At 68.6% G+C, this 25,664-nt stretch carries 23 protein-coding genes and 1 pseudogene; 13 read left to right on the forward strand and 11 right to left on the reverse strand.

What is annotated here, in order from left to right; all coding sequences use genetic code 11:
• From RMT89_RS06345 to RMT89_RS06355, 3 genes are all read right to left on the reverse strand, one after another.
• A complete protein-coding gene (locus RMT89_RS06345) occupies positions 1 to 1,263 on the reverse strand; it encodes an MFS transporter (RefSeq protein ID WP_315882923.1) in 1,263 nt (420 codons plus the stop codon).
• 90 nt (positions 1,264 to 1,353) lie between these two features.
• The gene (locus RMT89_RS06350) at positions 1,354 to 2,436 is read right to left on the reverse strand and encodes an inositol-3-phosphate synthase (RefSeq protein ID WP_315882924.1); all 1,083 of its coding nucleotides are present in this window, start codon (positions 2,434 to 2,436) and stop codon (positions 1,354 to 1,356) included.
• A 44-nt stretch (positions 2,437 to 2,480) separates the two neighbouring features.
• Positions 2,481 to 3,164, reverse strand: a complete 684-nt coding sequence (locus RMT89_RS06355; RefSeq protein WP_315882925.1) for a PadR family transcriptional regulator — start codon at positions 3,162 to 3,164, stop codon at positions 2,481 to 2,483.
• Positions 3,165 to 3,520: 356 nt separating this feature from the next.
• Between RMT89_RS06355 and RMT89_RS06360 the strand changes: the two genes are divergently transcribed.
• Both RMT89_RS06360 and RMT89_RS06365 read left to right on the forward strand, forming a co-directional pair.
• Positions 3,521 to 6,226: a transglycosylase domain-containing protein gene (locus tag RMT89_RS06360; RefSeq protein ID WP_315882926.1), complete on the forward strand. Its 2,706-nt coding sequence runs from the start codon at positions 3,521 to 3,523 to the stop codon at positions 6,224 to 6,226.
• A 144-nt stretch (positions 6,227 to 6,370) separates the two neighbouring features.
• Positions 6,371 to 7,870, forward strand: coding sequence for a glycosyltransferase 87 family protein (locus RMT89_RS06365; protein ID WP_315882927.1), 1,500 nt, complete (start codon positions 6,371 to 6,373; stop codon positions 7,868 to 7,870).
• A gap of 102 nt (positions 7,871 to 7,972) precedes the next feature.
• On the opposite strand, the gene RMT89_RS06370 is transcribed toward RMT89_RS06365, so the two are convergent.
• The 3 genes from RMT89_RS06370 to RMT89_RS06380 all read right to left on the reverse strand — a co-directional run bounded on the left by RMT89_RS06370 (position 7,973) and on the right by RMT89_RS06380 (position 10,693).
• Positions 7,973 to 9,004, reverse strand: coding sequence for an alanine racemase (locus tag RMT89_RS06370; protein WP_315882928.1), 1,032 nt, complete (start codon positions 9,002 to 9,004; stop codon positions 7,973 to 7,975).
• A gap of 74 nt (positions 9,005 to 9,078) precedes the next feature.
• Positions 9,079 to 10,200, reverse strand: a complete 1,122-nt coding sequence (femX, locus tag RMT89_RS06375; protein WP_315882929.1) for a peptidoglycan bridge formation glycyltransferase FemX — start codon at positions 10,198 to 10,200, stop codon at positions 9,079 to 9,081.
• 178 nt (positions 10,201 to 10,378) lie between these two features.
• Positions 10,379 to 10,693, reverse strand: a complete 315-nt coding sequence (locus RMT89_RS06380; protein ID WP_315882930.1) for a hypothetical protein — start codon at positions 10,691 to 10,693, stop codon at positions 10,379 to 10,381.
• A gap of 263 nt (positions 10,694 to 10,956) precedes the next feature.
• Here RMT89_RS06380 and rpsF point away from each other — a divergent pair, with 263 nt between their 5' ends.
• The 4 genes from rpsF (at position 10,957) to rplI (ending at position 12,680) form a co-directional block, all read left to right on the forward strand.
• Positions 10,957 to 11,247 carry a 30S ribosomal protein S6 gene (gene rpsF / locus RMT89_RS06385; RefSeq protein WP_003956532.1) on the forward strand — a complete coding sequence of 97 codons (291 nt, stop codon included), beginning with the start codon at positions 10,957 to 10,959 and terminating at the stop codon, positions 11,245 to 11,247.
• A 77-nt stretch (positions 11,248 to 11,324) separates the two neighbouring features.
• The gene (locus RMT89_RS06390; protein WP_315882931.1) at positions 11,325 to 11,921 is read left to right on the forward strand and encodes a single-stranded DNA-binding protein; all 597 of its coding nucleotides are present in this window, start codon (positions 11,325 to 11,327) and stop codon (positions 11,919 to 11,921) included.
• A gap of 57 nt (positions 11,922 to 11,978) precedes the next feature.
• Positions 11,979 to 12,215 carry a 30S ribosomal protein S18 gene (gene rpsR, locus RMT89_RS06395; protein WP_003949403.1) on the forward strand — a complete coding sequence of 79 codons (237 nt, stop codon included), beginning with the start codon at positions 11,979 to 11,981 and terminating at the stop codon, positions 12,213 to 12,215.
• 18 nt (positions 12,216 to 12,233) lie between these two features.
• Entirely contained in the window at positions 12,234 to 12,680 is a 447-nt protein-coding gene (rplI, locus tag RMT89_RS06400; protein ID WP_095756004.1) for a 50S ribosomal protein L9, read from the forward strand.
• Positions 12,681 to 12,797: 117 nt separating this feature from the next.
• Here the strand turns inward: rplI and RMT89_RS06405 are convergent, their stop codons facing one another.
• A complete protein-coding gene (locus RMT89_RS06405) occupies positions 12,798 to 14,135 on the reverse strand; it encodes an MATE family efflux transporter (RefSeq protein ID WP_315882932.1) in 1,338 nt (445 codons plus the stop codon).
• Positions 14,136 to 14,593: 458 nt separating this feature from the next.
• Here RMT89_RS06405 and dnaB point away from each other — a divergent pair, with 458 nt between their 5' ends.
• Positions 14,594 to 16,072, forward strand: coding sequence for a replicative DNA helicase (dnaB, locus tag RMT89_RS06410; RefSeq protein ID WP_315882933.1), 1,479 nt, complete (start codon positions 14,594 to 14,596; stop codon positions 16,070 to 16,072).
• Between the two features lie 103 nt (positions 16,073 to 16,175).
• Here dnaB and RMT89_RS06415 read toward each other — a convergent pair whose 3' ends face one another.
• Entirely contained in the window at positions 16,176 to 16,739 is a 564-nt protein-coding gene (locus tag RMT89_RS06415) for a dihydrofolate reductase family protein (RefSeq protein ID WP_315882934.1), read from the reverse strand.
• 184 nt (positions 16,740 to 16,923) lie between these two features.
• On the opposite strand from RMT89_RS06415, the gene RMT89_RS06420 reads away from it, so the two are divergent.
• The 3 genes from RMT89_RS06420 to RMT89_RS06430 all read left to right on the forward strand — a co-directional run bounded on the left by RMT89_RS06420 (position 16,924) and on the right by RMT89_RS06430 (position 19,480).
• Positions 16,924 to 17,535 (forward strand): glyoxalase, encoded by a 612-nt coding sequence (locus RMT89_RS06420; protein WP_315882935.1) that lies wholly within the window; start codon positions 16,924 to 16,926, stop codon positions 17,533 to 17,535.
• Positions 17,532 to 17,978, forward strand: a complete 447-nt coding sequence (locus tag RMT89_RS06425; protein WP_315882936.1) for a YdeI/OmpD-associated family protein — start codon at positions 17,532 to 17,534, stop codon at positions 17,976 to 17,978. The genes RMT89_RS06420 and RMT89_RS06425 overlap by 4 nt, the downstream gene beginning before the upstream one ends.
• Positions 17,979 to 18,094: 116 nt before the next feature.
• Complete coding sequence (locus RMT89_RS06430) at positions 18,095 to 19,480, forward strand: serine hydrolase domain-containing protein (protein WP_315882937.1); 1,386 nt, start codon at positions 18,095 to 18,097, stop codon at positions 19,478 to 19,480.
• Positions 19,481 to 19,530: 50 nt separating this feature from the next.
• On the opposite strand, the gene RMT89_RS06435 is transcribed toward RMT89_RS06430, so the two are convergent.
• Both RMT89_RS06435 and RMT89_RS06440 read right to left on the reverse strand, forming a co-directional pair.
• A complete protein-coding gene (locus RMT89_RS06435) occupies positions 19,531 to 19,983 on the reverse strand; it encodes a GNAT family N-acetyltransferase (RefSeq protein WP_315882938.1) in 453 nt (150 codons plus the stop codon).
• A 37-nt stretch (positions 19,984 to 20,020) separates the two neighbouring features.
• A pseudogene (locus RMT89_RS06440) lies at positions 20,021 to 20,434 on the reverse strand (MarR family winged helix-turn-helix transcriptional regulator).
• A 79-nt stretch (positions 20,435 to 20,513) separates the two neighbouring features.
• Here RMT89_RS06440 and RMT89_RS06445 point away from each other — a divergent pair.
• Positions 20,514 to 21,716 carry an MFS transporter gene (locus RMT89_RS06445; RefSeq protein WP_315882939.1) on the forward strand — a complete coding sequence of 401 codons (1,203 nt, stop codon included), beginning with the start codon at positions 20,514 to 20,516 and terminating at the stop codon, positions 21,714 to 21,716.
• 349 nt (positions 21,717 to 22,065) lie between these two features.
• Here RMT89_RS06445 and RMT89_RS06450 read toward each other — a convergent pair whose 3' ends face one another.
• A complete protein-coding gene (locus RMT89_RS06450; RefSeq protein ID WP_315882940.1) occupies positions 22,066 to 22,932 on the reverse strand; it encodes a GNAT family N-acetyltransferase in 867 nt (288 codons plus the stop codon).
• Between the two features lie 197 nt (positions 22,933 to 23,129).
• Here RMT89_RS06450 and RMT89_RS06455 point away from each other — a divergent pair, with 197 nt between their 5' ends.
• Positions 23,130 to 23,762, forward strand: coding sequence for a haloacid dehalogenase-like hydrolase (locus tag RMT89_RS06455; RefSeq protein ID WP_315882941.1), 633 nt, complete (start codon positions 23,130 to 23,132; stop codon positions 23,760 to 23,762).
• A gap of 446 nt (positions 23,763 to 24,208) precedes the next feature.
• Entirely contained in the window at positions 24,209 to 25,663 is a 1,455-nt protein-coding gene (locus RMT89_RS06460; RefSeq protein ID WP_315882942.1) for a globin domain-containing protein, read from the forward strand.
• Position 25,664 lies beyond the last annotated feature (1 nt).

Here is a 25,664-nt window from a genome sequence, read left to right on the forward strand (position 1 = left end):
TTACCGGCGTTCAAAGCGGGCCATAGCCACTGCAACTGCTCCGTAGATAACGGCGACTGTTACCACCAGCGCTACCGAGCGGCCGTCCGGCGGCAGCATCAGGGCCGCCACTCCCGCGGCGCCGACGAAGGCGACGTTGAACAGGACGTCGTAGAACGAGAAGACGCGGCCGCGGAAGCCGTCCTCGACCGAGGACTGGACGATGGTGTCCGTGGCGATCTTCGCGCCCTGGGTGCTCAACCCGAGGACGAACGCGGCGAACAGCATGGGAACCGTGGCGAAGGGCAGCCCCAGGGCCGGTTCCAGTACGGCCGCGACGCCGGCGCACACGACGATCCAGCGGCCGGGGCCGAGCCGCCGCGCCATCCAGGGCGTCAGCACGGCCGCCGCGAAGAAGCCCGCGCCGGAGACGCCCAACGCCAGCCCCAACAGGGCGAGTCCGTCGTCCGTGGTCGTGGAGAAGGCGTACCGGCACAGCATCAGCAGCATGACCAGCAGGGCGCCGTAGCAGAAGCGCATCAGGGTCATCGTGGCGAGCGCCCACGCCGCCTCTCGCCGTGCCGGTGTGGCCAGATGACGTACGCCCGCCAACAGATCGCGCGCTGTGCCGGCGATCGCCGTTCGCAGTCCCGGCTGCACCAACTCCGGGTCGGGGCCCAGCAGATCGCGTGACATCCGCAGCGACGCCAGCGCCGCGCACAGGTACAGGGCCGCGCCGAACAGCACCACGGCCGCGTCGGAGTCCGCCACCAGCAGCCGTACGACGAAGGCGAGGCCGCCGCCCGCGGTCGCGGCGAGCGTTCCGGCCGTCGGGGACAGGGAGTTGGCCATCACCAGACGCTCTTCGTCGACCACGCGCGGCAGGGCGGCGGACAGGCCGGAGAGGACGAAGCGGTTGACGGCGGTGACGCACAGGGCGGAGACGTAGAAGAGCCAGTCCGGTACCGGACTGAGCATCAGCACGGCGGTCGCCGTCGCCAACAGGGCGCGCAGCAGGCTGCCGTAGAGGAAGACCTGGCGGCGCTGCCAGCGGTCGAGGAGGACGCCGGCGAAGGGGCCGACGAGGGAGTACGGCAGGAGCAGGACCGCCATCGCGGAGGCGATCGCGACGGCCGAGGTCTGCTTCTCGGGGGAGAAGACGACGTAGGTGGCGAGCGCGACCTGATAGACGCCGTCGGCGCCCTGGGAGAGCAGCCGGAGGGCGAGCAGACGCCTGAAGTTACCGAAGCGCAGCAGGACGCGCAGGTCGCGGGCGACGGACATGGGGCTCAGCCTCACATACGGGAAGGCCCCCGGGCCGTATGACCCGGGGACCCTTCTCGGCCCTGGCAGGAGCAGACTTGCTGAGCGGTTCTAGCGCTCGACCTCACCCTTGATGAACTTCTCGACGTTGGCGTAGGCCTCGTCGTCGAAGTACTGGACCGGCGGGGACTTCATGAAGTAGCTCGACGCGGAGAGGATCGGGCCGCCGATACCGCGGTCCTTGGCGATCTTCGCGGCGCGCAGGGCGTCGATGATGACACCCGCGGAGTTCGGGGAGTCCCAGACCTCCAGCTTGTACTCCAGGTTCAGCGGAACGTCACCGAAGGCGCGGCCCTCAAGGCGGACGTACGCCCACTTGCGGTCGTCGAGCCAGGCCACGTAGTCCGAGGGGCCGATGTGGACGTTCTTCTCGCCCAGCTCGCGGTCGGGGATCTGCGAGGTGACGGCCTGCGTCTTCGAGATCTTCTTGGACTCGAGGCGGTCGCGCTCCAGCATGTTCTTGAAGTCCATGTTGCCGCCGACGTTGAGCTGCATGGTGCGCTCAAGGCGGACACCGCGGTCCTCGAACAGCTTCGCCATCACACGGTGCGTGATGGTGGCGCCGACCTGCGACTTGATGTCGTCACCGACGATCGGGACGCCAGCCTCGGTGAACTTGTCCGCCCACTCCTTGGTGCCGGCGATGAAGACCGGGAGGGCGTTGACGAAGGCGACCTTGGCGTCGATGGCGCACTGGGCGTAGAACTTCGCCGCGTCCTCGGAACCGACGGGCAGGTAGCAGACGAGGACGTCGACCTGGCGGTCCTTGAGGATCTGGACGACGTCGACCGGCTCCTCGGCGGACTCCTCGATGGTCTCGCGGTAGTACTTGCCGAGACCGTCGAGGGTGTGACCGCGCTGGACCGTGACGCCCTTGTTCGGGACGTCGCAGATCTTGATGGTGTTGTTCTCGCTGGCACCGATGGCGTCCGAGAGGTCGAGGCCGACCTTCTTCGCGTCGACGTCGAAGGCGGCGACGAACTCGACATCACCGACGTGATAGTCGCCGAACTGCACGTGCATCAGGCCCGGGACCTTGGACGCCGGGTCGGCGTCCTTGTAGTACTCGACGCCCTGCACCAGCGACGCGGCGCAGTTGCCCACGCCGACGATGGCTACGCGAACCGAACCCATTCCGGTTGCTCCCTGTGTGTACGAGTGAGGCCCAAAGCGAGCTCTCACGTGGCGGTGTCGTCGGGCGTATCCGTCCCGGGGTCGTCCCCGGGACGGGGCAGGCCGCCCGTCGCTCCAGATGTGGTGTCCTGCTGAGCGGGCTCCCCGGTGGCGGACCCCTTGAGGTCCCTCCCGGCCCGCTCGCTCTCGATGAGCTCGTTCAGCCAGCGCACTTCGCGCTCCACGGACTCCATCCCGTGGCGCTGGAGCTCAAGCGTGTAGTCGTCGAGGCGCTCCCTGGTGCGCGCCAGCGAGGCGCGCATCTTCTCCAGACGCTCCTCCAGGCGGCTGCGACGGCCCTCCAGCACGCGCATGCGGACATCGCGCGAGGTCTGGCCGAAGAAGGCGAAACGAGCGGCGAAGTGCTCGTCCTCGTACGCGTCGGGGCCGGTCTGGGAGAGCAGGTCCTCGAAGTGCTCCTTACCTTCCGCCGTCAACCGATAGACGATCTTGGCGCGGCGGCCGGCGAGGGACGCTGCGAGGGCGTCCTCGGGGGCGTTCCCCGGCTCCTCGATCAACCAGCCGTTGGCGACCAGCGTCTTGAGGCAGGGGTAGAGGGTTCCGTAGCTGAACGCACGGAATACACCCAGTGACGTATTGAGTCGTTTGCGCAGCTCATAGCCGTGCATTGGCGACTCGCGGAGCAGGCCGAGGACAGCGAACTCAAGGATCCCGGAACGCCGGCTCATCCTCTCGCCTCCCTCGCCTTATCTCGCGCTGATGTATCGACTCGATACATCAAGACGATAGAACGGCCTTCCGGATGCGACAAGAGGGAGGATGGTGAACGGGATCACATCACTGATTCATGGGATGCGAGTTGCCTGATTTGGGGTGAACTTCGGGGCTAGGCAGGTTTTGACGGTGCGTAGTCTGTGCGCCATGCACACCACCGGGAACCAAGTGACGTCTGGGGGCGTCGTCGTCCTCGGTGCAGTACGGGTGAATGCGGAAGCGACCACATCCGTACTTCGGGGGGACCGGAAACCAGCCGCCGTTTCCAGGCGCGTCACACGGGTGCGCCTGCCCGAGGAGTAGTCGTTCGATGAGCGAGCACCGTCGCAAACCGCCGCAGCCGCAGGAAGGCGGACGTGCCGCGGCCCGACGCGGCCAGTCCGGCTCGTCCTCCGGCCGCCGCGCGGCACCGCGAGGCGCCACCGGGTCTCCCGCCGACTCCTATGGGACGAGTTCCCATGGGTCGGAGTCGTACGGTCGGGGTGGTGAGGAGCGTCCGTACGGAGGTCGCGCCGAAGCCCGGCGTGCGGCCCAGAGAAGCGGGGGCGGCCGCCGTAGAGCGGCCGAGCCTGGCCGCGGCGGTCGGCGGGGTGCTCCCGGCGGACCGACCGGTCCCGGCCGGGGCCGAGGGCGAGCCACGGGACCCGCCAAGAAGCGCATCATCGACTATCCGCGCGCGGGCAAGTACGGCTGGCGCCGCTGGGTGCCGTCCTGGAAGCTCGTCTCTGGTCTCTGCATCGGCTTCTTCGGCAGCCTGGTGGCCATCGCCGGCATCGGCTACGCGATGGTGGGCGTCCCCAACGTCGCGGACACGGCCGAGGCGCAGAACAACGTCTTCTACTGGTCCGACGGCTCCCCGATGGTCGCCACGGGTGGCGAGACCAACCGCCAGATCGTCGAGCTGGGCCAGATTCCCGAGGAGATGCGCAACGCGGTCATCTCCCAGGAGAACAAGACCTTCATGACCGACAGCGGCATCGACCCCAAGGGCATCGCCCGCGCCGTGTTCAACATGGCCAGGGGCGGCGAGACGCAGGGCGGTTCGACGATCACCCAGCAGTTCGTCAAGAACGCGATGCTGGACGACCAGTCGCAGACGATCTCCCGTAAGTTCCAGGAGATCTTTGTCTCGGTCAAGGTGGGCGCCAAGTTCTCCAAGGACGAGATCATGGCCGGTTACCTGAACTCCGCGTACTACGGCCGTGGTGCGTACGGCATCCAGGCGGCCTCGCGGGCGTACTTCAACAAGGACTCGGTCGACCTGAACCCCGGGCAGTGCGCCTTCCTCGCGGCCATGCTCAAGGGCGCCACCTACTACGACCCGGCGGGTGCGACGTCCATCGACACGGCCGCGACGCCCGAGGCGAACAGTAAGCGGGCCAAGATCCAGATGCAGGACACGCTGGACAAGATGGTCGAGTACGGTCACCTCGACGCCGCCACACGGGCCAAGTACACGGATCTTCCCAAGGTCCAGAACCCGCGCTCCAACACCGCTCTGGGCGGCCAGGTCGGCTATCTCGTCGACCTCGCCAAGGCGTACGTCGTCAACAACACGAACATCACCGCCAGCGACCTTCAGCAGGGCGGTTACTCGATCTACACGACCTTCGACAAGAAGAAGGTGAAGGCGCTCGAAGCCGCGGTGAAGAAGGTCCAGAAGGAGAACATCGACCCCAAGAAGCGCCCGAAGACGGACACGCACGTCCAGTTCGGCGGGGCTTCGGTGGACCCGGAGACGGGTGCCATCAAGGCGATCTACGGCGGTGAGGACGCGACCAAGCACTTCACCAACAACGCCGATGTGACCGGCGCCCAGGTCGGTTCGACGTTCAAGCCGTTCGTCCTCGCGGCCGCCATGAAGTGGGGTGTCCGAGACCCCGAGGGCCTCCCGGAGCAGGCACAGGACGAGCGGACCAAGGTGTCCCCGAAGAGCCTGTACAGCGGCAAGAACGACCTCAAGATCAAGAACTACGACGGGACGGTCTGGCAGGACGACAAGGGCAAGGAGTGGCTCCAGGCCAACGACGGTGACCAGTCGCTCGGTGACCCGCCGAACTACCGGGTCGACCTGCGCACCGCGATGCAGTTCTCGGCGAACTCCGTCTTTGTGCAGCTCGGCATGGACGTCGGCCTGGACAAGGTGAAGGAGGCCGCCGTCGACGCGGGCATCAAGGAGGACACCCTGACGGGTACGACCTTCCCCTCCTTCTCCATCGGTATCTCCGAGCCCAGTGCGATCCGTATGGCGGGCTCGTACGCCACGTTCGCGGCCAGCGGCAAGAAGAATGAGCCGTACTCCGTCACCGAGGTCAAGAGCGCGGAGGGCACGGTCTACACGCACAAGGGCAAAACGGAGCAGGCCTTCACCGCGCAGGTGGCCGACAACGTCACCGATGTCCTGAAGACCGTGGTCGAGAAGGGTACGGGTACGAACGCCCAGCTGACGGGCCGTGAGGTCGCCGGCAAGACCGGTACGACCGACGGCAACAAGTCGGCCTGGTTCGTCGGGTACACCCCGCAGCTGTCCACCGCGATCAGCATGTTCCGGTACCCGGACGACGAGTCCATCAAGAACCGCAAGTTCTTGAAGATGTACGGCACGGGCAACCAGACGTCGATCCATGGTGCGTCGTTCCCGGCCGAGATCTGGCGCGACTACATGGAGCAGGCGCTGAAGGGAGAGCCGGCGAAGGACTTCCCGACCCCGGAGCCCATTGGCCAGGTCATCAACGACCTTCCGTCCCCGACGCCGACTCCCACCGTCAGCGAGACGGAGGAGTCCAGCCCGACGCCGACCCCGACGCCGAGCAAGACAAAGCCCAACCCGAAGCCCTCGGAGTCCGTGCCGGACTGTGGCTTCTTCGGCTGCGAGGAAACCACCGGCGGGACCGACAACGGCGGCACGGACGGGGGCGTGACCACATCACCCACGCCCACGGACACCGGCGATACCGGGAACAGCAATGGCAACGGCAATGGAGGCCTCTTCGGAGGCGGCGACTCCACCGGCTAGGCCGACCGGCCGGGAATCCGGTGGGCGCCCGGTTGGGCGCCATATCGCCCGGCGAGAGTGTTTCACGTGAAACATGGGCCGCCGCACCGACCAGGTGCGGCGGCCCACGGCGTGTACCCAGGCGCGTACGGCAGGATGTGCCCCATGCCCAGTGCAGAGACGACGCAATCGAGCGCGCACGAGCCGGACGCGGTGCGGCCGACCAAGGACGACGAGGTGGCCCGCAGCGGCAGTGAGCTGATCGGCGGCCCCATCGGACGGCGTGCCCTGCTGGGGACGTCATGGTGGACCCCGGTGCGGGTCATCGCGCTCGTGGCGATCGGCATGTTCGCCCTCGGCCTGGTCCAGAAGGCGCCCTGCTACAACGGCGCCTGGTTCTTCGGCGCCAGCTCGCAGTACACGCACGCCTGTTACTCCGACATCCCGCACCTCTACCAGGGGCGCGGCTTTGCGGACGGTCTCGTGCCGTACTTCGACAAGCTCTCCGGCGACATGGAATACCTTGAGTACCCGGTGCTGACCGGTGTGTTCATGGAGGTGGCCTCCTGGCTCACGCCGGGCAGCGGCAGCATCCAGGACCAGGCGCAGTGGTACTGGATGGTCAACGCGGGGATGCTGATGGCCTGCGCGGCCGTCATCGCCGTCTGTGTGACCCGCACGCACGCCCGCCGCCCCTGGGACGGCCTCCTTGTCGCGCTGGCACCGGCTTTCGCGCTGACCGCGACCATCAACTGGGACCTGCTGGCCGTCGCTCTGACGGCCGCGGCGATGGTGATGTGGTCGCGGGGCCGTCCGCTCGCCTTCGGCGTTCTCCTGGGGCTCGCCACGGCCGCCAAGCTCTATCCCGTCTTCCTGCTCGGCGCGCTGTTCGTGCTGTGCTGGCGTGCGGGCAAATGGCGGGACTTCGGGAAGGCGCTCGGCGGCACCGCCGTCGCCTGGGTGGTGGTGAACGGCCCGGTGATGCTCCTCGCCTTCGACGGCTGGTCGAAGTTCTACACGTTCAGCCAGGAGCGGGGCGTCGACTTCGGTTCCTTCTGGCTGATCCTCGCCCAGAACTCCGACGACCCGCTGAGCACCGACACCGTCAACACGCTGGCCACGCTGCTGATGCTGCTGTGCTGCGCCGGTGTCGCCGCGCTCACCCTGACCGCACCGCGCCGGCCGCGCTTCGCCCAGCTCGCGTTCCTGATCGTCGCGGCGTTCATCCTCACCAACAAGGTCTACTCGCCGCAGTACGTCCTGTGGCTGATCCCGCTGGCCGCGCTGGCCCGGCCCAAGTGGCGGGACTTCCTGATCTGGCAGGCCTGCGAGGTGGCGTACTTCCTGGGGATCTGGATGTACCTCGCGTACACGACCAGTGGCGACGCCAACAAGGGGCTGCCGACCGACGGCTACCACTGGGCCATCGGTGTGCACCTGCTGGGCACGCTCTACCTGTGCGCCGTGATCGTCCGCGACATCCTCATGCCCGAGCGGGACGTGGTGCGCCGGGCGGGTGAGGACGACCCCTCGGGCGGTGTCCTCGACGGGGCGGAGGATGTCTTCGTGCTCGGTGCCGCGGCCCATCCGCCCAAGCACGCGGCCCACTTCGACGGGCCGCAGGTGGAGTGGGGCAGCCCGGGGGCGGACGGGCGTTCGCTCTGAGCGAACGCGCTCTGGAGGGCCGTAGACGCAACGCTGTGGGACGCCGAAGGCCGTGCGCGGAAAACCCGTGCACGGCCCTTCTGTTGCCCTGGAGAGAGTGGCTCAGCGGTCGACGATGCGGTCGAACTGCGTGGTGGTGTGGCGCAGATGGGCCACCAGCTCGTCGCCGACCTTCGGCTCCGGCGCATCGGCCGGGACGAACAGGATGGAGACCTGCATGTGCGGCGGCTCGGCGAACCAGCGCTGCTTGCCGCCCCAGACGAACGGAGAAAGGTTCCGGTTGACGGTGGCGAGACCGGCCCGGGCGACGCCCTTGGCGCGCGGCATGACGCCGTGCAGCGCCTTGGGGGCCTCAAGGCCCACCCCGTGGGATGTTCCGCCCGCGACGACGACCAGGAAGCCGTCGGAGGCCGCCTTCTGCTGCCGGTAGCCGAAGCGGTCGCCCTTGGAGACGCGGGTGACGTCCAGGACCGCGCCGCTGTACTCCGTGGCCTCGTGGTCCCCGAGCCACAGCCGGGTGCCGATCCGGGCACGGAAGCGGGTCTGCGGGAACTGCTGCTGGAGCCGGGCGAGTTCCTCGGCCTTGAGGTGGCTGACGAACATCGTGTGCAGCGGCAGCCGCGCGGCGCGCAGGCGGTCCATCCAGCCGATGACCTCCTCGACGGCGTCCGAGCCGTCGGTGCGGTCCAGCGGCAGGTGGATGGCGAAGCCCTCAAGACGGACGTTCTCTATGGCGGAGTGCAGCTGCGGCAGATCCTGCTCGCTCACCCCGTGCCGCTTCATCGAGGACATCACCTCGATGACCACCCGGGCCCCCACGAGGCCGTACACGCCGTCGATCGAGGACACCGAGCGGATGACCCGGTCGGGCAGCGGCACCGGCTCCTCGCCGCGTCGATAGGGCGTCAGCACCAGCAGGTCCCCGCCGAACCAGTCCTTGATGCGCGCGGCCTCGTACGTCGTACCCACGGCGAGGACGTCCGAGCCCAGCCGGGTGGCCTCCTCCGCGAGACGCTCGTGCCCGAAGCCGTAGCCGTTGCCCTTGCAGACCGGGACGAGGCCCGGGAACTGCTCCTGCACGTGCTTGTGGTGCGCCCGCCAGCGCGCGGTGTCGACGTAGAGCGTGAGCGCCATGGCCGGACCTGGAACCTTTCTGGTGGCTGCGGTGTATCAGAGGTATGGAAGCTATCGGAGCAAATGCCTGTGGCTCAGCGGCGCGACATGTAGATGTCGAGCGCCTTGTGGAGCAGCTTGTTCAGCGGGAAGTCCCACTCGCCGAGGTACTCGGCGGCCTGGCCGCCCGTGCCCACCTTGAACTGGATCAGGCCGAAGAGGTGGTCGGACTCGTCCAGCGAGTCGGAGATGCCCCGCAGGTCGTAGACGGTCGCGCCGAGCGCGTAGGCGTCGCGCAGCATCCGCCACTGCATCGCGTTCGAGGGCCGGACCTCACGGCCGATGTTGTCGGAGGCGCCGTAGGAGTACCAGACGTGCCCGCCGACCACCAGCATCGTCGCAGCGGCCAGGTTCACGCCGTTGTGCCGCGCGAAGTACAGCCGCATGCGGTTGGGGTCCTCGGTGTTGAGGGCCGTCCACATGCGCTGGAAGTACCCCAGGGGGCGGGGCCGGAAGTGGTCGCGCACGGCCGTGATCTCGTAGAGCCGCTGCCATTCCTCAAGGTCGTGGTAGCCACCCTGGACGACCTCGACGCCGGCCTTCTCGGCCTTCTTGATGTTGCGGCGCCACAGCTGGTTGAAGTTCTTGTGGACCTCTTCCAGGGAGCGGTTGGCCAGCGGCACCTGGAAGACATAGCGGGGCTGTACGTCGCCGAATCCGGCGCCGCCGTCCTCGCCCTGCTGCCAGCCCATACGGCGCAGCTTGTCGGCGACCTCGAAGGCGCGCGGCTCGATGAAGTCGGCCTCGATGTCGCGCAGCCGCTTCACATCCGGGTTCTGGATGCCCTGCTTGATGGAGTTGGCGTCCCAGCGCCGGATGATCACCGGCGGGCCCATCTTCACGGAGAAGGCGCCCTGCTGCTTCAGGTGCGCGAGCATCGGTTCCAGCCAGTCGGTCAGATTTGGCGCGAACCAGTTGATGACCGGGCCTTCGGGCAGATAGGCGAGGTAGCGCTTGATCTTGGGCAGCTGGCGGTAGAGGGCCAGGCCCGCGCCGACCATCTCACCGGTCCGGTCGTCGAACCACCCGAGGTTCTCGGAGCGCCACTCTGCCTTGACGTCGGCCCAGGCCGGAACCTGCATGTGGCTCGCCGCCGGCAGACTCTGGATGTATGCCAGATGCTGCTCGCGACTGATCGTCCTCAGGGTCAGGCTCATTCGGGGCGCTCCTCGGGCTGGTGTGTCCCCATGGGTTCAGGGGCTCCGGCTCTCGCGCCGAAGCCTACTGCGCCTCACGAGCGGCCTGACTGGGCATACGGCAGCTTCGCCCCGGCCTGTGGGCCACCGGGGCGAACGGCGACGGTGTCAGAGCGGTCCGGGAGGGGCGTCTATGGCGTCAGCCGATGACCCCGCCGAAGAGACCGCCGTGCGCCATACCCAGGAAGAAGCCGACGCCCGCGGCGCCCAGGCCCACGATCAGGCCGAAGCGCTCCCGCGTCGTCTCCGAGATCCACTGGCCGTAGGCGCCGGTGGCGAGCCCCACCAGGCCGGTCCAGGAGCTGAGCAGATGCAGGTCGTGGAACATCGCTGTGACGAAAGACGTGATGCCCAGCACCAGGGTCACCGCGAGCAGCGTGTCCTGGAGCGGGTGGGGCTTTCCGTCCGTGGCGAAGAGGCCTCCGACGGTGTTGGGTCGCATTGTCTGTGCCATAGGGCACCTCCTGCGGAAGGCGGCGCATCGTAGCGCCATACACACCCGATGTATCCAGATTGTCGACGCTCACGGCCGGATTTCAACCGGAAGCGGGTGTGCGGGTAGTCTGTACCGTCTGCAGCAGTGTCTGCCCACCTCATAGCCGGGGCTCCCCAGAGGGGCCCCGATTGTCAGTGGTCGCCGATACCGTTGCGTACGCATCACAACCCTCCTGCCACGGAACGACCGTGGCCGCTGAGTCCAAAGGAGGTGGGTTCCACATGCGTCACTACGAGGTGATGGTCATCCTCGACCCCGATCTGGAGGAGCGCGCTGTCGCCCCCCTGATCGAGAACTTCCTCTCCGTCGTCCGTGAGGGCAACGGAAAGGTCGAGAAGGTCGACACCTGGGGCCGTCGTCGTCTCGCGTACGAGATCAAGAAGAAGCCCGAGGGCATCTACTCGGTCATCGACCTGCAGGCCGAGCCTGCGGTCGTCAAGGAGCTCGACCGCCAGATGAACCTGAACGAGTCGGTCCTCCGGACCAAGGTCCTCCGCCCCGAGACCCACTGAGCCTCCCGCTCAGCTGATCTCGGGATTTCGAGTAGCAGCACAAGCAGCCAGCAGCAAACCCGCCGAGAGGTTCCCCCATGGCAGGCGAGACCGTCATCACGGTCGTCGGCAATCTTGTCGACGACCCCGAGCTGCGCTTCACCCCTTCCGGTGCGGCGGTCGCGAAGTTCCGTGTCGCGTCCACTCCCCGCACCTTCGACCGTCAGACCAATGAGTGGAAGGACGGCGAGAGCCTGTTCCTGACCTGTTCGGTCTGGCGTCAGGCGGCGGAGAACGTCGCCGAGTCGCTCCAGCGAGGCATGCGCGTCATCGTGCAGGGCCGGCTGAAGCAGCGGTCCTACGAGGACCGTGAGGGCGTCAAGCGCACGGTCTATGAGCTGGACGTCGAGGAAGTCGGCGCCAGCCTGCGCAACGCCACGGCCAAGGTCACCAAGACCGCCGGCCGCGGTGGCCAGCAGGGCGGTGGCTTCGGCGGCGGTGGCGGCGGCGCCCAGGGTGGCGGCGGCGGCTGGGGCGGTGGCCCCGGCGGCGGTCAGCAGGGTGGCGGCGCTCCTGCCGACGACCCGTGGGCGACCGGCGCTCCCGCCGGTGGCCAGCAGGGCGGCGGCGGTGGCTGGGGTGGAAGCTCCGGCGGCGGCGCCGGCGGCGGCTACTCGGACGAGCCCCCCTTCTAGGCCTTCGGGCCGAGGGTGGGTCGTACCCCAACTTCTTGATCACACAGGAGAAACACCATGGCGAAGCCGCCTGTGCGCAAGCCTAAGAAGAAGGTCTGCGCTTTCTGCAAGGACAAGGTCACGTACGTGGACTACAAGGACACGAACATGCTGCGGAAGTTCATTTCCGACCGCGGCAAGATCCGTGCCCGCCGCGTGACCGGCAACTGCACGCAGCACCAGCGTGACGTCGCCACGGCCGTCAAGAACAGCCGTGAGATGGCGCTGCTGCCCTACACCTCCACCGCGCGATAAGGGAAGGGTGACCGACTAATGAAGATCATCCTCACCCACGAGGTCTCCGGCCTCGGCGCCGCGGGCGACGTCGTCGACGTCAAGGACGGTTACGCTCGCAACTACCTGATCCCGCGGAACTTCGCGATCCGTTGGACCAAGGGTGGCGAGAAGGACGTCGAGCAGATCCGTCGTGCTCGCAAGATCCACGAGATCCAGACCATCGAGCAGGCCAACGCTGTGAAGGCCCAGCTCGAAGGTGTCAAGGTCCGCCTGGCCGTCCGCTCCGGCGACGCCGGTCGACTCTTCGGTTCCGTCACCCCGGCCGACATCGCCTCGGCGATCAAGGCTTCCGGTGGCCCCGAGGTCGACAAGCGCCGCATCGAGCTCGGCGCGCCGATCAAGACCCTGGGCGCCCACGAGACGTCCGTGCGTCTGCACCCCGAGGTTGCCGCCAAGGTCAACATCGAGGTAGTCGCGGCCTGATCGCTGCGCTCGGTTTGAAGAGCTGAGGGAAGGGGCCGTGCCCGTGGGGTGCGGCCCCTTCTTCGTGCCTGTTCCTCGGCCATGTTTCACGTGAAACGTCGGTTTCACGTGAAACAGTCAGCGCGTCGCGCCCGTGACGATCCATCGGCCCGAGCGGGCGCGGAGCCAGAGGGTCAGCATGCGGACCGTCATCATGAGCGTCATCGCTCCCCAGACTGCGGTGAGTCCGCCGCCGAGAACGGGGACGAGGAGGGCGACCGGAGTGAACACGGCCAGGGTGAGCACCATGGCCCACGCCAGATACGGCCCGTCGCCCGCGCCCATCAGGACGCCGTCCAGGACGAAGACCACGCCGCAGATCGGCTGGGAGAGCGCCACCATGAGCAGGGCGGGCAGCGCGGTTTCCTTCACTACCGGGTCGCTGGTGAACAGGGGCAGGAAGAGGGGGCGGGTGATCACCACGAGCAGGGCCAGTACGACACCGGCCGCGATGCCCCACTCCACCATGCGGCGACAGGCGGCGCGGGCGCCCTCGGCGTCGTTCGCGCCGAGATAGCGTCCGATGATCGCCTGCCCGGCGATGGCTATGGCGTCGAGAGCGAAGGCGAGCAGGCTCCAGAGGGACAGGATGATCTGATGGGCTGCGATGTCGGCGTCTCCGAGGTTGGCGGCGACGGCGGTGGCGATCATCAGGATCGCCCGCAGCGAGAGCGTCCGGACCAGCAGAGGGACACCGGCCTGAGCGGAGGCCCTGATCCCGGCGGCGTCGGGGCGCAGGGAGGCCTGGTGCTTGCTGGCTCCGCGGACGACGACCACAAGATAGGCGGCTGCCATGCCGCACTGGGCGATGACGGTGCCCCAGGCGGATCCGGCGATACCGAGGTCGGCGCCGTAGACGAGGCCGACGTTGAGGACGGCGTTGGCGACGAAGCCCGCGATGGCGACGTACAGCGGGGTTCGGGTGTCCTGGAGTCCGCGCAGGACGCCGGTGGCGGCGAGGACGACGAGCATCGCCGGTATGCCGAGTGCGGAGATCCGGAGATAGGTGGTCGCCTGTGGGGCTGCCGTGTCCGAGGCACCGAAGAGTTCCACGAGAAACGGTGCCGTGGGCAGCACTACGACGATGACGCCGGCCCCGAGGATGAGGGCCAGCCAGATACCGTCCATGCCCTGGCGGATGGCGGCCTGGAGGTCGCCGGCGCCGACGCGTCGGGCGACGGCCGCGGTGGTGGCGTAGGCAAGGAAGACGAAGATGCTCACGGCGGTCATGAGGAGCGCGGAGGCGACGCCGAGGCCGGCGAGTTGGGCGGTGCCGAGGTGGCCGACGATCGCGCTGTCGGCGATGACGAAGAGGGGCTCGGCGACGAGGGCGCCGAAGGCCGGGACGGCCAGCGCGATGATCTCTCGATCGTGTCGGCGGCGGATGGCCTTGGGGGTCGCGGGAGCCTGTGTCACGAGCACCAATCTAATCGTCCACAGGTAAGAGATGCAATGGAAGAGTGACCCTTACTCTTCGTCTCAGGGTGTGTGCTCTCGCGCACCGTTCGAAGTGATCTTGAGCCGACTGGGAAAGTTTTTCTTCTGCACAGCCGGTGGATGGGAAAGGAGCAGGTCAGAGGGGGACTCTTGTTAAGCGCTGCGGCTTGTTCACAGGGCTGTCCACCGTGTCGTGCACAGGTTTTGAGGAGTTCTCCACAGCATCCGGGGCGTCGTCCACATGGCCTGTGGATAACCAGATTGGCTGACGGTGCAGACAGGCCTACCGTGGTGCGGCGCCCGCTCCGTCCGTCGGTCGAGAAAACGACACAAAACCGACGCGCAAGAACCGGAGTTGGGCCTCTTGGTTGTCAGTGGCGTGCCGTAGAAATGAGAGGCACGCGAGGTCCGCTCGGCGGACGGGAGGAGGTGGCTCGGTGAGTATTTCCGAGCCCTTGGACGACCCGTGGGCCGACAGCGGGCCCAGTGATCGTCTGCCTGCTTCCCGTCGCCGCGGTGACGGGGGCCGGGGCCGCGACGAGCAGCACGACCGCGGCCGGGAGAACCGCGAGTGGGACGGGGGCGGTTCGGCCTTCGAGCGGGTTCCGCCCCAGGACCTCGACGCCGAGCAGTCCGTCCTCGGCGGCATGCTCCTGTCCAAGGACGCCATCGCGGATGTGGTCGAGGTCCTCAAGGGCCATGACTTCTACAAGCCCGCGCACGAGACGATCTTCCAGGCGATCCTCGACATCTACGCCAAGGGCGAGCCGGCCGACCCGATCACCATCGCCGCCGAGCTCACCAAGCGCGGCGAGATCAACAAGGTCGGCGGCGCCTCGTATCTGCACACCCTCGTCCAGACGGTGCCGACTGCGGCGAACGCCGAGTACTACGCGGAGATCGTCCACGAGCGTGCCGTGCTGCGCCGTCTTGTGGAGGCAGGCACTCGCATCACCCAGATGGGATACGCGGCCGACGACGACGTCGACGAGATCGTCAACCGCGCGCAGGCCGAGATCTACGCGGTCACCGAGCAGCGCACCAGCGAGGACTATCTGCCCCTCGGCGACATCATGGAGGGCGCGCTCGACGAGATCGAGGCGATCGGGTCGCGTACCGGCGAGATGACCGGTGTGCCCACCGGGTTCACGGACCTCGACTCGCTCACCAACGGTCTGCACCCGGGCCAGATGATCGTCATCGCGGCCCGTCCCGCCATGGGCAAGTCCACGCTCGCCCTGGACTTCGCGCGGGCGGCGTCGATCAAGCACAACCTGGCGAGCGTCATCTTCTCCCTGGAAATGGGGCGCAACGAGATCGCGATGCGCCTGCTGTCGGCCGAGGCGCGGGTGGCCCTGCACCACATGCGCTCCGGCACCATGACGGACGAGGACTGGACGCGCCTGGCGCGCCGGATGCCGGAGGTCTCGGCCGCGCCGCTCTACATCGACGACTCCCCGAACCTGTCGATGATGGAGATCCGCGCGAAGTGCCGCCGGCTGAAGCAGCGCAATGACATCAAGCTCGTGATCATCGACTATCTGCAGCTGATGCAGTCCGGTGGTTCCAAGCGCTCCGAGAGCCGTCAGCAGGAGGTCTCGGACATGTCCCGTAACCTCAAGCTCCTGGCCAAGGAGCTGGAGGTCCCGGTGATCGCGCTCTCGCAGCTCAACCGTGGGCCCGAACAGCGCACGGACAAGAAGCCGATGGTGTCCGACCTGCGTGAGTCCGGCTCCATCGAGCAGGACGCCGACATGGTGATCCTTCTGCACCGTGAGGACGCCTACGAGAAGGAGTCGCCGCGCGCGGGCGAGGCCGACATCATCGTGGGCAAGCACCGTAACGGCCCCACGGCGACGATCACGGTGGCCTTCCAGGGCCACTACTCGCGCTTCGTCGACATGGCGCAGACCTGATCCCAGAGCTGTAGGGTCTCGCGGCTGAGGTCGTATTGTCACGGGCCGTGTCGTACCGAGGGCGTACGACATCACCGAGAGACCAGCGCGTGGTTGCTGCTGCTCAGCGCCTCGTCTCGTACCTGGTCAGGATCACGCCGCAGGGAAGCGTCCGCGTCTCCACCAGGTTCAGGTTCACCCAGCTGTCCAGCGCGGTGAAGAACGGCGTGCCGCCGCCCACCAGGACCGGCGCGGTGGCCAGCACGTACTCGTCAATCAGGCCGGCCCGCATGGCCGCCCCGGCGAGCGTCGCGCCGCCGATGTCCATCGGGCCGCCGTCCTCGGCCTTGAGCCGGGTGATCTCGGCGACCGCGTCGCCGGTGACCAGGCGGGTGTTCCAGTCGACCTTGTCGATCGTCGAGGAGAACACCACCTTCGACATGTCCCGCCAGCGGCGCGCGAACTCGATCTCCGCCGGCGTGGCGTTGGGCTGCTGGTCGCCGGCAGGCCAGTAGGAGCTCATCGTCTGCCACAGCTTGCGCCCGTACAGCGTCAGGTCGGTCGCCTGCAACTGGTCGGACCAGAACTGGAACAGCTCGTCGCTCGGCACGCTCCAGCCGATGTCGTCGCCGGGCGCGGCGATGTAGCCGTCCAGGCTCAGGTTCATGCCGTAGATCAGTTTCCGCATGGCGCCAGCCTTCCGTGAGTCGGTCTCGCGCGTACAGACCGGCGCGGCGCGGGAAACTCATTGGTGCGCGATCCGAGCTCGCATGTTGTCCTCGTGCTCGGTGGCTCAGCGAGCCTGCAAGCCCGCACCGCCGGTCAGGATTCAAGAAGCGCCGGTTGCCTGTCGCGGCACCAGCGTCTACGTCATGACCTCCATCGATTGCCTCACCCTTGAGGTGGCCGACCCCACGGCTGCCGAGCGTTTCTATACGGATGCCTTCGGCCTGAGCGGACAAGTGCGGCTTCGGGCCTCGGAGGAGCCGACGTCCGGCTTCCGCGGGTTCACGGTGTCGCTCGTGGTGTCCCAGCCGCCGATCGTCAACGGGTTCTTCGGTGCCGCCCTGGACGCCGGCGCCACCGCGCTGAAGCCCGCCAAGAAGTCGTTGTGGGGCTACGGCGGCGTCGTGCAGTCCCCGGACGGGACGACCTGGCAGCTCGCAAGCTCGTCGAAGAAGGACACCGGCCCGGACAGCCGGGACATCGATGAGATTGTTCTTCTGCTGGGCGTCTCGGACATGGCCGCGACCAAGCGGTTCTACGTCGAGCGCGACCTCACGGTCGCGAAGAGCTTCGGCGGCAAGTACGTCGAGTTCGACGGCTCGTCGAGTGCCGTCAAGCTGTCCCTGTACGGACGTCGGGGCCTGGCCAAGGTCGCCGGAGGCCCGCCGGAGGGCAACGGGTCCCACCGGCTCACCATCGGCGGCGACGCCGGGACCTTCACCGACCCCGACGGGTTCCAGTGGGAGCCCGCGGCATGAAGTTCCGGGCCCATGTCGAGCCTCCGGAGCCCATGAAGGGCCTGGAGGTGCCGCCCGAGGTCGTGGAGGCGCTCTGTGGCGGCAAGCGGCCGCCCGTGACCATCACGGTCAGCGGCCACACATGGAAGAGCAGAGTCGCCATCATGCGCGGCCGCTACCTGCTCGGCCTCAGCAACGCCAACCGGCAGGCCGCCGGCGTCGAAACCGGCGACGAGGTCGAGGTCGGGCTGGAGCTCGATACCGAGCCCCCTGTCGTGGTCGAGCCCGAGGACTTCGCCCGCGTCCTGGATGCCGCCCCGGTCGCCCGCGCCGCCTACGACCGTCTGCCCCAGGGCCGCAAGCGGCAGCACGTGCTCGCCATCGACAGCGCGAAGAAGCCCGAAACCCGACTGCGACGCATCGACAACGCTCTGGCCACCCTCCGGGACGAAGCGGGCCGGTAGCCACTGGGTGAGGCAGCGCTTCCCAAGCCGTCCGGCGCCGCCGGGGCCCATGACGAAGTGCGGCGGCGCAGGTAATGCGCTCGACTCCCACAGGCCACTCGGGGTGGACTGTGGGCATGACGACACCTCAGGAAGAGTTGCTGCCCGGGACCCGACGGGCGCTGCTGCACCGGATCGCCGTGGCCCAGTCCGAGGGTCGGACGCCCTCGCTGGTCGCGGCGGTCGTACGGGACGGGCGCGCCGTCTGGCACGGGGCGCGGACCTCGGTCGAGGGGCATGGGCCGGACGAGAACGTGCAGTACCGGATCGGCTCGATCACCAAGACCTTCACGGCCGTTCTGGTCATGCGGCTGCGCGACGAGGGGCTGCTCGACCTCGGTGATGCCTTGGAGAAGCATCTGCCCGGGACCGGTGCGGGGGAGGCCACGGTCGCCGAACTGCTCGCCCATATGGGCGGACTGGCCGCCGAGTCGCCAGGGCCCTGGTGGGAGCGGACGCCCGGCTCGATGCGGCCCGAACTCTCCGATGTGCTGGGTGAACAGCCCCTTCTGCATCCGGTCGGCCGCCGCCACCACTACTCGAACCCCGGTTACACCCTGCTGGGCGCGCTGGTGGAGAAGCTACGCGGTGCGCCCTGGGAGGACGTACTGCGGCGGGAAGTGCTCGAACCCCTGGGCCTGAGCCGTACGCGCGGGCGGCCGAAGGCGCCGCACGCGGGCGGCTGGGCGGTGCACCCGTGGGCCGATGTGATGCTGCCGGAGCCCGCGGAGGACCTCGGCCGGATGGCTCCGGCCGGGCAACTGTGGTCCACCACAGCAGACTTGGTGCGGTTCGCGACCTTCCTGGTCAAGGGGGACGACCGAGTGCTGAGTGCGGAGAGCGTACGGGAGATGCGGACGCCGGCCGCGCCGGGCGAGGCCGCGGATGTCGCCGAAGGGGTCGCGTACGGGCTGGGGATTCAGATCCAGCACCGGAACGGCAGACTGCTCGCGGGGCACTCCGGCTCGCTGCCGGGCTTCCTGGCGAGCCTCTTCTTCAGCGAGAGCGACGACGTCGCGGCTGTGGTGCTCGCGAACTGCACGTCGGGGCCGCTGCTCTCCTTGGTCGCCGCCGACCTCGTACACATCGTGGCCGAGGCCGAGCCGCGGATTCCCGACCCCTGGCAGCCGCTGACCGAAGTCGATCCGGCCGTGCTGGAGTTGGCGGGGCAGTGGTACTGGGGGACGCATGCCTTCGCGCTGCGGCTGACGGCCGACGGGTTCGTCTCACTGGAGCCGCTGTCCGGGAAGGGCCGGCGCTCGCGGTTCAGGGCCAATGGTGACGGCACTTGGACCGGCCTTGAGGGCTACTACGCCGGAGAACTGCTGCAGGCCGTACGGCGCCCGGACGGGGGTGTGAGTCATCTGGACCTCGGGTCGTTCGTGTTCACGCGTCAGCCGTACGACGAGGGGGCTCCGGTGCCGGGCGGAGTGGATCCGGAAGGGTGGCGGGGCATCCCGTAGCGGGTGCCGAGGGGCGCCATGTTTCACGTGAAACACGGCGTCCCCGCCCCTCACAGAGCGAGCTTGAAGCCCACATGGGAGGCCTCGAAGCCGAGACGCTCGTAGAAGCGGTGGGCGTCGGTGCGGGAGGCGTCCGAGGTCAACTGGACGAGCCGGCAGCCCTGGCGCCGGGACTCCTCGACCGCCCACTCGATGAACTGCGTTCCCAGGCCGCTGCCCCGCTCGTCGGCGTGGATACGGACGGCCTCGATGATCGAGCGCGTCGCGCCCTTGCGGGAGAGCCCGGGGATGAGCGTGAGCTGGAGGGTTCCGACGACCCGGCCCTCCCGCTCGGCCACCATCAAGCGTTGGTTCGGATCGCGGCTCAGGCGTTCCAGGGCCGACAGATACGGAGTCAGGTCGTCCGGTGACTCGCGCTGGGCGCCGAGAGGGTCGTCGGCGAGCATCGCGACGATCGCCGGAACGTCGTCCGCGGTGGCGGGGCGTATTTCAAGATCTCCCATGGGCTCAGCCTATGCGGAGGTGCGGGGCGGGAACGGCTCAAGCCTCCGCGGGAACGCGCAGGGACTCCACGACCCGGACCAGCGGGGCCAGTTCGGGGTTCCTCGCGGCTTCGTCGAGCGCCTCGCGCAGGGCGGTGTCGTTGGTCGGCCATGCCTCCGCGAGGAGCTTCAAGCCCGTCTCGGTGACGTCCGTACAGATGCCCCGCCGGTCGGTGCGGCACAGGTAGCGCGTCAGCAACCCGTGGTCCGCAAGGCGGGTGACCAGACGGGTGGTGGCGCGCGCTCTGGCTGAGGACGACCGCGTCGGCCACCTGCTTCAACTGCAGATGGCCGTCCTCTCCGGAGTGCGGTGGGACTCGATCCTCCCGTGCAGCAGGGAGAGGGCGCACCAGCCTTTGGGCGGGGGCGGTGAGGTGCTACGGCCAGGTGCAGCAGGGCCCGCGATTGCCATCGTTTGCAGATATAGCGCGTGTGCAAGTATTATGGTAGCCCATAAAGCTCTTCTGCAATTTTTGGAAGGTGGCACCCCCATGCCGCTCGCGCTTCTGGCCCTGGCGATCGGGGCCTTCGGCATCGGCACGACCGAGTTCGTGATCATGGGCTTGTTGCCCGAGGCCGCCGACGACTTCGGGGTCTCCATCCCCACCGCGGGTCTGCTCGTGACCGGCTACGCCCTCGGTGTCGTGGCCGGAGCGTCGCTGATGACCGTGCTCGGCACCAAGGTCTCCCGCAAGCGGACGCTGATGCTGCTGATGGGCCTGTTCATCGCCGGAAACCTGCTGTCCGCGCTCGCTCCCTCCTTCGCCGTCATGCTGATCGGCCGGGTGGTCGCCTCACTCGCCCACGGGGCCTTCCTCGGCATCGGCTCGGTCGTCGCCGCCGACCTGGTCGCCCCTGACAAGAAGGCCGGCGCCATCGCGATGATGTTCACCGGACTCACCGTCGCCAACGTGGTCGGAGTCCCGCTCGGCACCTTTGTCGGGCAGTCCGTCGGCTGGCGCGTCACCTTCGGCATCGTCGCCGCCCTCGGTGTGATCGGTCTCGCCGGCATCGCCCGGCTCGTCCCCGATCTGCCTCAGCCGGAAGGAGTGCGGCTGCGCCAGGAACTGGCCGCCTTCAGGAACCCCCAGGTCCTGCTCGCTATGGCGATGACCGTGCTCGGCTTCGGCGGGGTCTTCGCGGCCATCACCTACATCGTGCCGATGATGACCCACGTCGCCGGTTTCGCCGACGGCTCGGTCACCTGGCTGCTGGTGCTCTTCGGGCTCGGCATGGTCGGCGGCAACCTCGTCGGCGGCAGGTTCGCCGACCGCGCTCTGATGCCTCTGCTCTACGTCTCGCTGGGCGCCCTCGCCGTCGTCCTGGCGCTGTTCACCCTCACCGCCCACAACAAGGTCCTCGCGGCCGTCACCATCGCCCTGATCGGCGCCCTGGGCTTCGCCACCGTCCCGCCGCTGCAGAAGCGCGTCCTCGACCAGGCCCACGGCGCTCCGACGCTGGCCTCGGCGGTCAACATCGGTGCCTTCAATCTCGGCAACGCGCTCTCCGCCTGGCTCGGCGGCCTCGTCATCGCGGCCGGCCTCGGGTACACCTCCCCCAACTGGGTCGGCGCCGCTCTCGCCGCCGCCGCGCTCCTGCTCGCGCTCCTCTCGGCCGCCCTGGAGCGCCGGGACCGCAGGCCCAGTGCCGTCGTCGCCGGGTCCGCGCCCGCCGACGCCCTGGCGCGCCGCTGACCGACTACGACCGCAGGTGCTCTCCCGCGCCGCTGACCGACTACGACCGCGGGTGCTCTCCCGCGCCGCTGAACGACCCCGAACGCAGGTGCTCTCCCGCGCCGCTGAACGACCCCGAACGCAGGTGCTCTCCCGCGCCGCTGAACGACCCCGAAAACAGGTGCTCTCCCGCGCCGCTGACCGACTACGACCGCGGGTGCTCTCCCGCGCCGCTGACCGACTACGACCGCGGGTGCTCTCCCGCGCCGCTGACCGACTACGAACGCAGGTGCCCTCCCGCATCGCCGACCGACCCCGAACGCCGGTTCCCGACAGCTCGCGGGAGCCGGCGTCGTCGTGTCCGGGTGGCTCAGCCCGCCGCCACCGTGAGCGGGGCGAATCGCCGCTGCCAGTCCCCGGGCAGTTCGGAGATGCCGTAGGTCATCACCGCGTTGAAGGCGACGGAGACCAGACCCCGCTCCTTGGCCCAGGCCAGCAGCTCTTCGTGGCGTACGTCGATGTCGGTGCGCAGGGGGCGGTCGGTGCGGGCGGCGAGGGAGGCGATCAGGGACTGTGCGGTCCGGGCGTCGCGGGCGATCAGCGGACCGACGACATGGGTCTCCATGTTGGGCCAGGCGGCCGCGTATCCGGTGATCCGGCCGTCCTCCTCGGCGACCCGCAGCTGATCGGCGAAGGCGGGCAGCCGGGTGATGACAGGCGTGCGGTCGGAGCCGAAGACCTCCTCGTCGAGCCGGAGGATCGCGGTGAGGTCCTCGGCGGTGGCCGCACGTGTGGCGACCTCCGGCTCCGGTCCGCGGGGCGTGAAGTGGCCGCGCAGCATCTCCGCCCGGCCGGTGGCCTTGAAGCCGAGTTCCTCGTAGAGCGGGCGGCCGTTCGGCGTCGCGTGCAGCGTCAGGGGCGTGGTGCCCAGGTCCGAGACGACACGCCGCATCAGGTGACGTCCGATGCCCTTGCGGGCGTGCCGTTCGGCGACCAGCACCATGCCGATGGCCGCCAGATCGGGGCGCTCGTGCGGGCCGTACTCGGTGACCACGCAGGCGGTGATGAGTCCGCCCTCGGGGTCGTCGATGCCATAGCCCTTCCCCGCGGTGAGGAGGAGGCCCCACTTGTGTTCCTCCCGGGGCCATCCCCGGTTCTCGGACAGGTCGGCGCAGGCAGCGAGATCGCGCAGCGTCAGACGGCGGATGGGCAGAGCGGCGGGGGAAGGAGTCGGCACGCAGGTCAGGCTGTCTGACCGGTGGCCTCGCCGTCCACCCGTTTCCGGGGAGACGTATGAGCTTTTGGCCACGTCATGGCCAACGGCACCGGGCGCTGACCGGCGCAGGCTGTTTCACGTGAAACATGGACGAACAGCATGCGTCCGGTCATCCGACCGCTGGGCGGGCTGCCCAGGGCGCACTAGCCTCACCGATCATGGCACGCCTGCATCTCTTCGACCTCGACGGCACCTTGCTGCACGGCACCTCCGCACCCGTGGAGATCTCACGGCAACTCGAGCTGGAAGCCGAGACGGTGGCCCTCGACCTGGCGATCTCGGAGGGCGGGATCGGCCCACCCGAGTACGCGGCGCAGGTGCACACGCTCTGGGCGCAGCTCACCGAGGCGCATGTCACGGCCGCTTTCGAGGCCGCCCCCTGGCTGGACCGTATCCGCGAGGTCTGGGCGGAGATCGGACAGCGGGGGGACTACTGCGCGGTGGTGTCCCTGTCCCCGTCGTTCTTCGTCGAGCGGCTCACCGGATGGGGCGCTCACGCGGCCCATGGATCCCGCTTTCCCGCCCTGCCGTTCACCGAGCCGGTCGATCCGGCCGGTGTTCTCAGTGCCGCCGCCAAGGTGCTCGTCGCCGACTGCCTGTGTGCCGAGTTCGGCGTCACGCGAGCCGACTGCATCGCCTATGGCGACTCCCTGTCGGACATGGACCTGTTCGCGGCCGTACCGATCTCCGTGGCGGTCAACGCGGACCGCCGTCTGTCCGGTCTGGCGACCCACTCCTACATGGGGAGGGATCTGTGGGAAGCCTATGAATTGGTGCAGCACGCCCGGTAATTGAACGAAATCGCGCCTTCACCCCTGGTCGACAAGTGACGGGGGATGGGGGGACTTGTGTGCGCGGCGCTGGCCGGTATGGTCGACTCCGGTTCGCATCCGGGACGGGCGCCGGAATGAGCGCACACGACCCGTGCGAGCCGAGAACAGGGCAACGCAGCCTAACGGGACGGAGAGATCGAAGACCCGCATTTGCGCTTATGCGACCGGGGTATGCACGCGCGGTGGGATGCTGCGGTGACGAGACTGCGGCCAATGTCACACTCTCCCCTTACTTGTCCGTACGAAGTGTGAATACGGGTTGAATGTGGCCGCATTGGCCAGGGGGCCGAACGGGGAAGGCAAGCCGTCACGGGGAAGCAAGCCGTCTGCGGGGGAAAGCAGGCACCTTCCGACCAAGGAAGTGCGCAGACCGACCGAAAGATGTTCGAGGCGAGGCACACACCATGGACGCTCCGACCACCACGTCGGCCGACAACGGCACTTCCGGCGGCGGGGGCGGCTGGTTCACGCCGCGCACGCCGCCGCCGGCTCAGGGCAGTGAGCCGGAGACGACCGAGGGCAGCCGCCTGGCGGCCATGCGCCCGGTGGGCAGGCCCGGACAGGGCGCCGGCGTGAACCCGACAATGCGGCAGGACACTTCACCGTCGGCAGCGCCGGAGCCGGCCCCGCCCGAGGCCGCGCCGCCCGGCATACCCGTCCGGCCCGCACCCCGGACACCCCCCGCACCTCCGCAGCCCGCCGAGCCCCGCGTCCCCGTCCAGCGCCCCGCCCCCGCGCAGGAGGCCTCCCCGGACGCCGTTCTCGTCCGCCGGACGATGGCCGAAGTCGGCCCTGTTGCCGACAAGGTGACCTCGTACTTCTACGCGCTGCTCTTCGTCCGCCACCCCGACCTGCGCTCCCTGTTCCCGGCCGCCATGGACACCCAGCGGGACCGGCTTCTCAAGGCGCTGCTCACGGCCGCCGAGCACATCGACAACACCGAGGTCCTGGTCGCGTATCTGCAGAACCTCGGCCGGGGCCACCGCAAGTACGGCACCCGGGCCGAGCACTACCCGGCCGTGGGCGAATGCCTCATCGGCGCGCTGAGCAAGTACGCCTCCGCCATCTGGGACGCGGAGACGGAGGCGGCCTGGGTGCGGACGTACACAACCATCTCGCAGGTGATGATCGACGCGGCGGCCGCGGACGAACTGCGCGCCCCGGCCTGGTGGTACGCGGAGGTCGTCTCGCACGATCTGAGGACCCCGGACGTCGCGGTCGTCACGGTCCGCCCCGACCAGCCCTACCCCTTCCTCGCCGGGCAGTACACCAGCCTGGAGACGCCCTGGTGGCCGCGGATCTGGCGGCACTACTCCTTCGCCTCGGCGCCCCGCTCCGACGGCCTGCTGTCGTTCCATGTGAAGGCCGTCCCTGCGGGCTGGGTGTCCAACGCGCTGGTGCACCGGGCCCGTCCCGGCGACATCCTCCGGCTCGGCCCGCCGGCCGGCTCGATGACCGTGGACCACACCACCGACAGCGGACTGCTCTGTCTCGGCGGCGGCACCGGGATAGCCCCCATCAAGGCGCTGGTCGAGGACGTCGCCGAGCACGGCGAGCGAAGGCCGGTCGAGGTGTTCTACGGCGCCCGCAGTGACCACGACCTGTACGACATCGACACGATGCTCAGGCTCCAGCAGTCCCACCCGTGGCTGGAGGTCCGCCCCGTGGTGGACCGGCACGGACTCGTACAGCTGCCCGACGCCATACGCGAGTTCGGGCCCTGGTACGAGTACGACGCCTATGTCTCGGGCCCGCCGGGGATGATCCGCAGCGGTGTGGACGTCCTCAGGGACATCGGTGTCCCCTCGGAGCGCATACGCCACGACTCGCTGGAGGAGCTGGTCGGCGCGGGAGGCTGAC

The sequence above is a fragment of the Streptomyces sp. P17 genome (assembly GCF_032436805.1).
Classification (GTDB): domain Bacteria; phylum Actinomycetota; class Actinomycetes; order Streptomycetales; family Streptomycetaceae; genus Streptomyces.

Bases quoted from the DNA above. Each gene is read 5' to 3' on its own strand.
- RMT89_RS06415 (WP_315882934.1), bottom strand. From the start codon at position 16,739: ATGCGGAAACTGATCTACGGCATGAACCTGAGCCTGGACGGCTACATC.
- RMT89_RS06350 (WP_315882924.1), bottom strand. From the start codon at position 2,436: ATGGGTTCGGTTCGCGTAGCCATCGTCGGCGTGGGCAACTGCGCCGCG.
- rplI (WP_095756004.1), top strand. From the start codon at position 12,234: ATGAAGATCATCCTCACCCACGAGGTCTCCGGCCTCGGCGCCGCGGGC.
- femX (WP_315882929.1), bottom strand. From the start codon at position 10,200: ATGAGCCTGACCCTGAGGACGATCAGTCGCGAGCAGCATCTGGCATAC.
- RMT89_RS06380 (WP_315882930.1), bottom strand. From the start codon at position 10,693: ATGGCACAGACAATGCGACCCAACACCGTCGGAGGCCTCTTCGCCACG.
- RMT89_RS06455 (WP_315882941.1), top strand. From the start codon at position 23,130: ATGGCACGCCTGCATCTCTTCGACCTCGACGGCACCTTGCTGCACGGC.
- rpsF (WP_003956532.1), top strand. From the start codon at position 10,957: ATGCGTCACTACGAGGTGATGGTCATCCTCGACCCCGATCTGGAGGAG.
- RMT89_RS06345 (WP_315882923.1), bottom strand. From the start codon at position 1,263: ATGTCCGTCGCCCGCGACCTGCGCGTCCTGCTGCGCTTCGGTAACTTC.
- RMT89_RS06360 (WP_315882926.1), top strand. From the start codon at position 3,521: ATGAGCGAGCACCGTCGCAAACCGCCGCAGCCGCAGGAAGGCGGACGT.
- RMT89_RS06460 (WP_315882942.1), top strand. From the start codon at position 24,209: ATGGACGCTCCGACCACCACGTCGGCCGACAACGGCACTTCCGGCGGC.
- RMT89_RS06430 (WP_315882937.1), top strand. From the start codon at position 18,095: ATGACGACACCTCAGGAAGAGTTGCTGCCCGGGACCCGACGGGCGCTG.
- RMT89_RS06390 (WP_315882931.1), top strand. From the start codon at position 11,325: ATGGCAGGCGAGACCGTCATCACGGTCGTCGGCAATCTTGTCGACGAC.
- RMT89_RS06445 (WP_315882939.1), top strand. From the start codon at position 20,514: ATGCCGCTCGCGCTTCTGGCCCTGGCGATCGGGGCCTTCGGCATCGGC.
- RMT89_RS06425 (WP_315882936.1), top strand. From the start codon at position 17,532: ATGAAGTTCCGGGCCCATGTCGAGCCTCCGGAGCCCATGAAGGGCCTG.
- RMT89_RS06420 (WP_315882935.1), top strand. From the start codon at position 16,924: ATGACCTCCATCGATTGCCTCACCCTTGAGGTGGCCGACCCCACGGCT.
- RMT89_RS06370 (WP_315882928.1), bottom strand. From the start codon at position 9,004: ATGGCGCTCACGCTCTACGTCGACACCGCGCGCTGGCGGGCGCACCAC.
- RMT89_RS06355 (WP_315882925.1), bottom strand. From the start codon at position 3,164: ATGAGCCGGCGTTCCGGGATCCTTGAGTTCGCTGTCCTCGGCCTGCTC.
- RMT89_RS06435 (WP_315882938.1), bottom strand. From the start codon at position 19,983: ATGGGAGATCTTGAAATACGCCCCGCCACCGCGGACGACGTTCCGGCG.
- rpsR (WP_003949403.1), top strand. From the start codon at position 11,979: ATGGCGAAGCCGCCTGTGCGCAAGCCTAAGAAGAAGGTCTGCGCTTTC.
- RMT89_RS06365 (WP_315882927.1), top strand. From the start codon at position 6,371: ATGCCCAGTGCAGAGACGACGCAATCGAGCGCGCACGAGCCGGACGCG.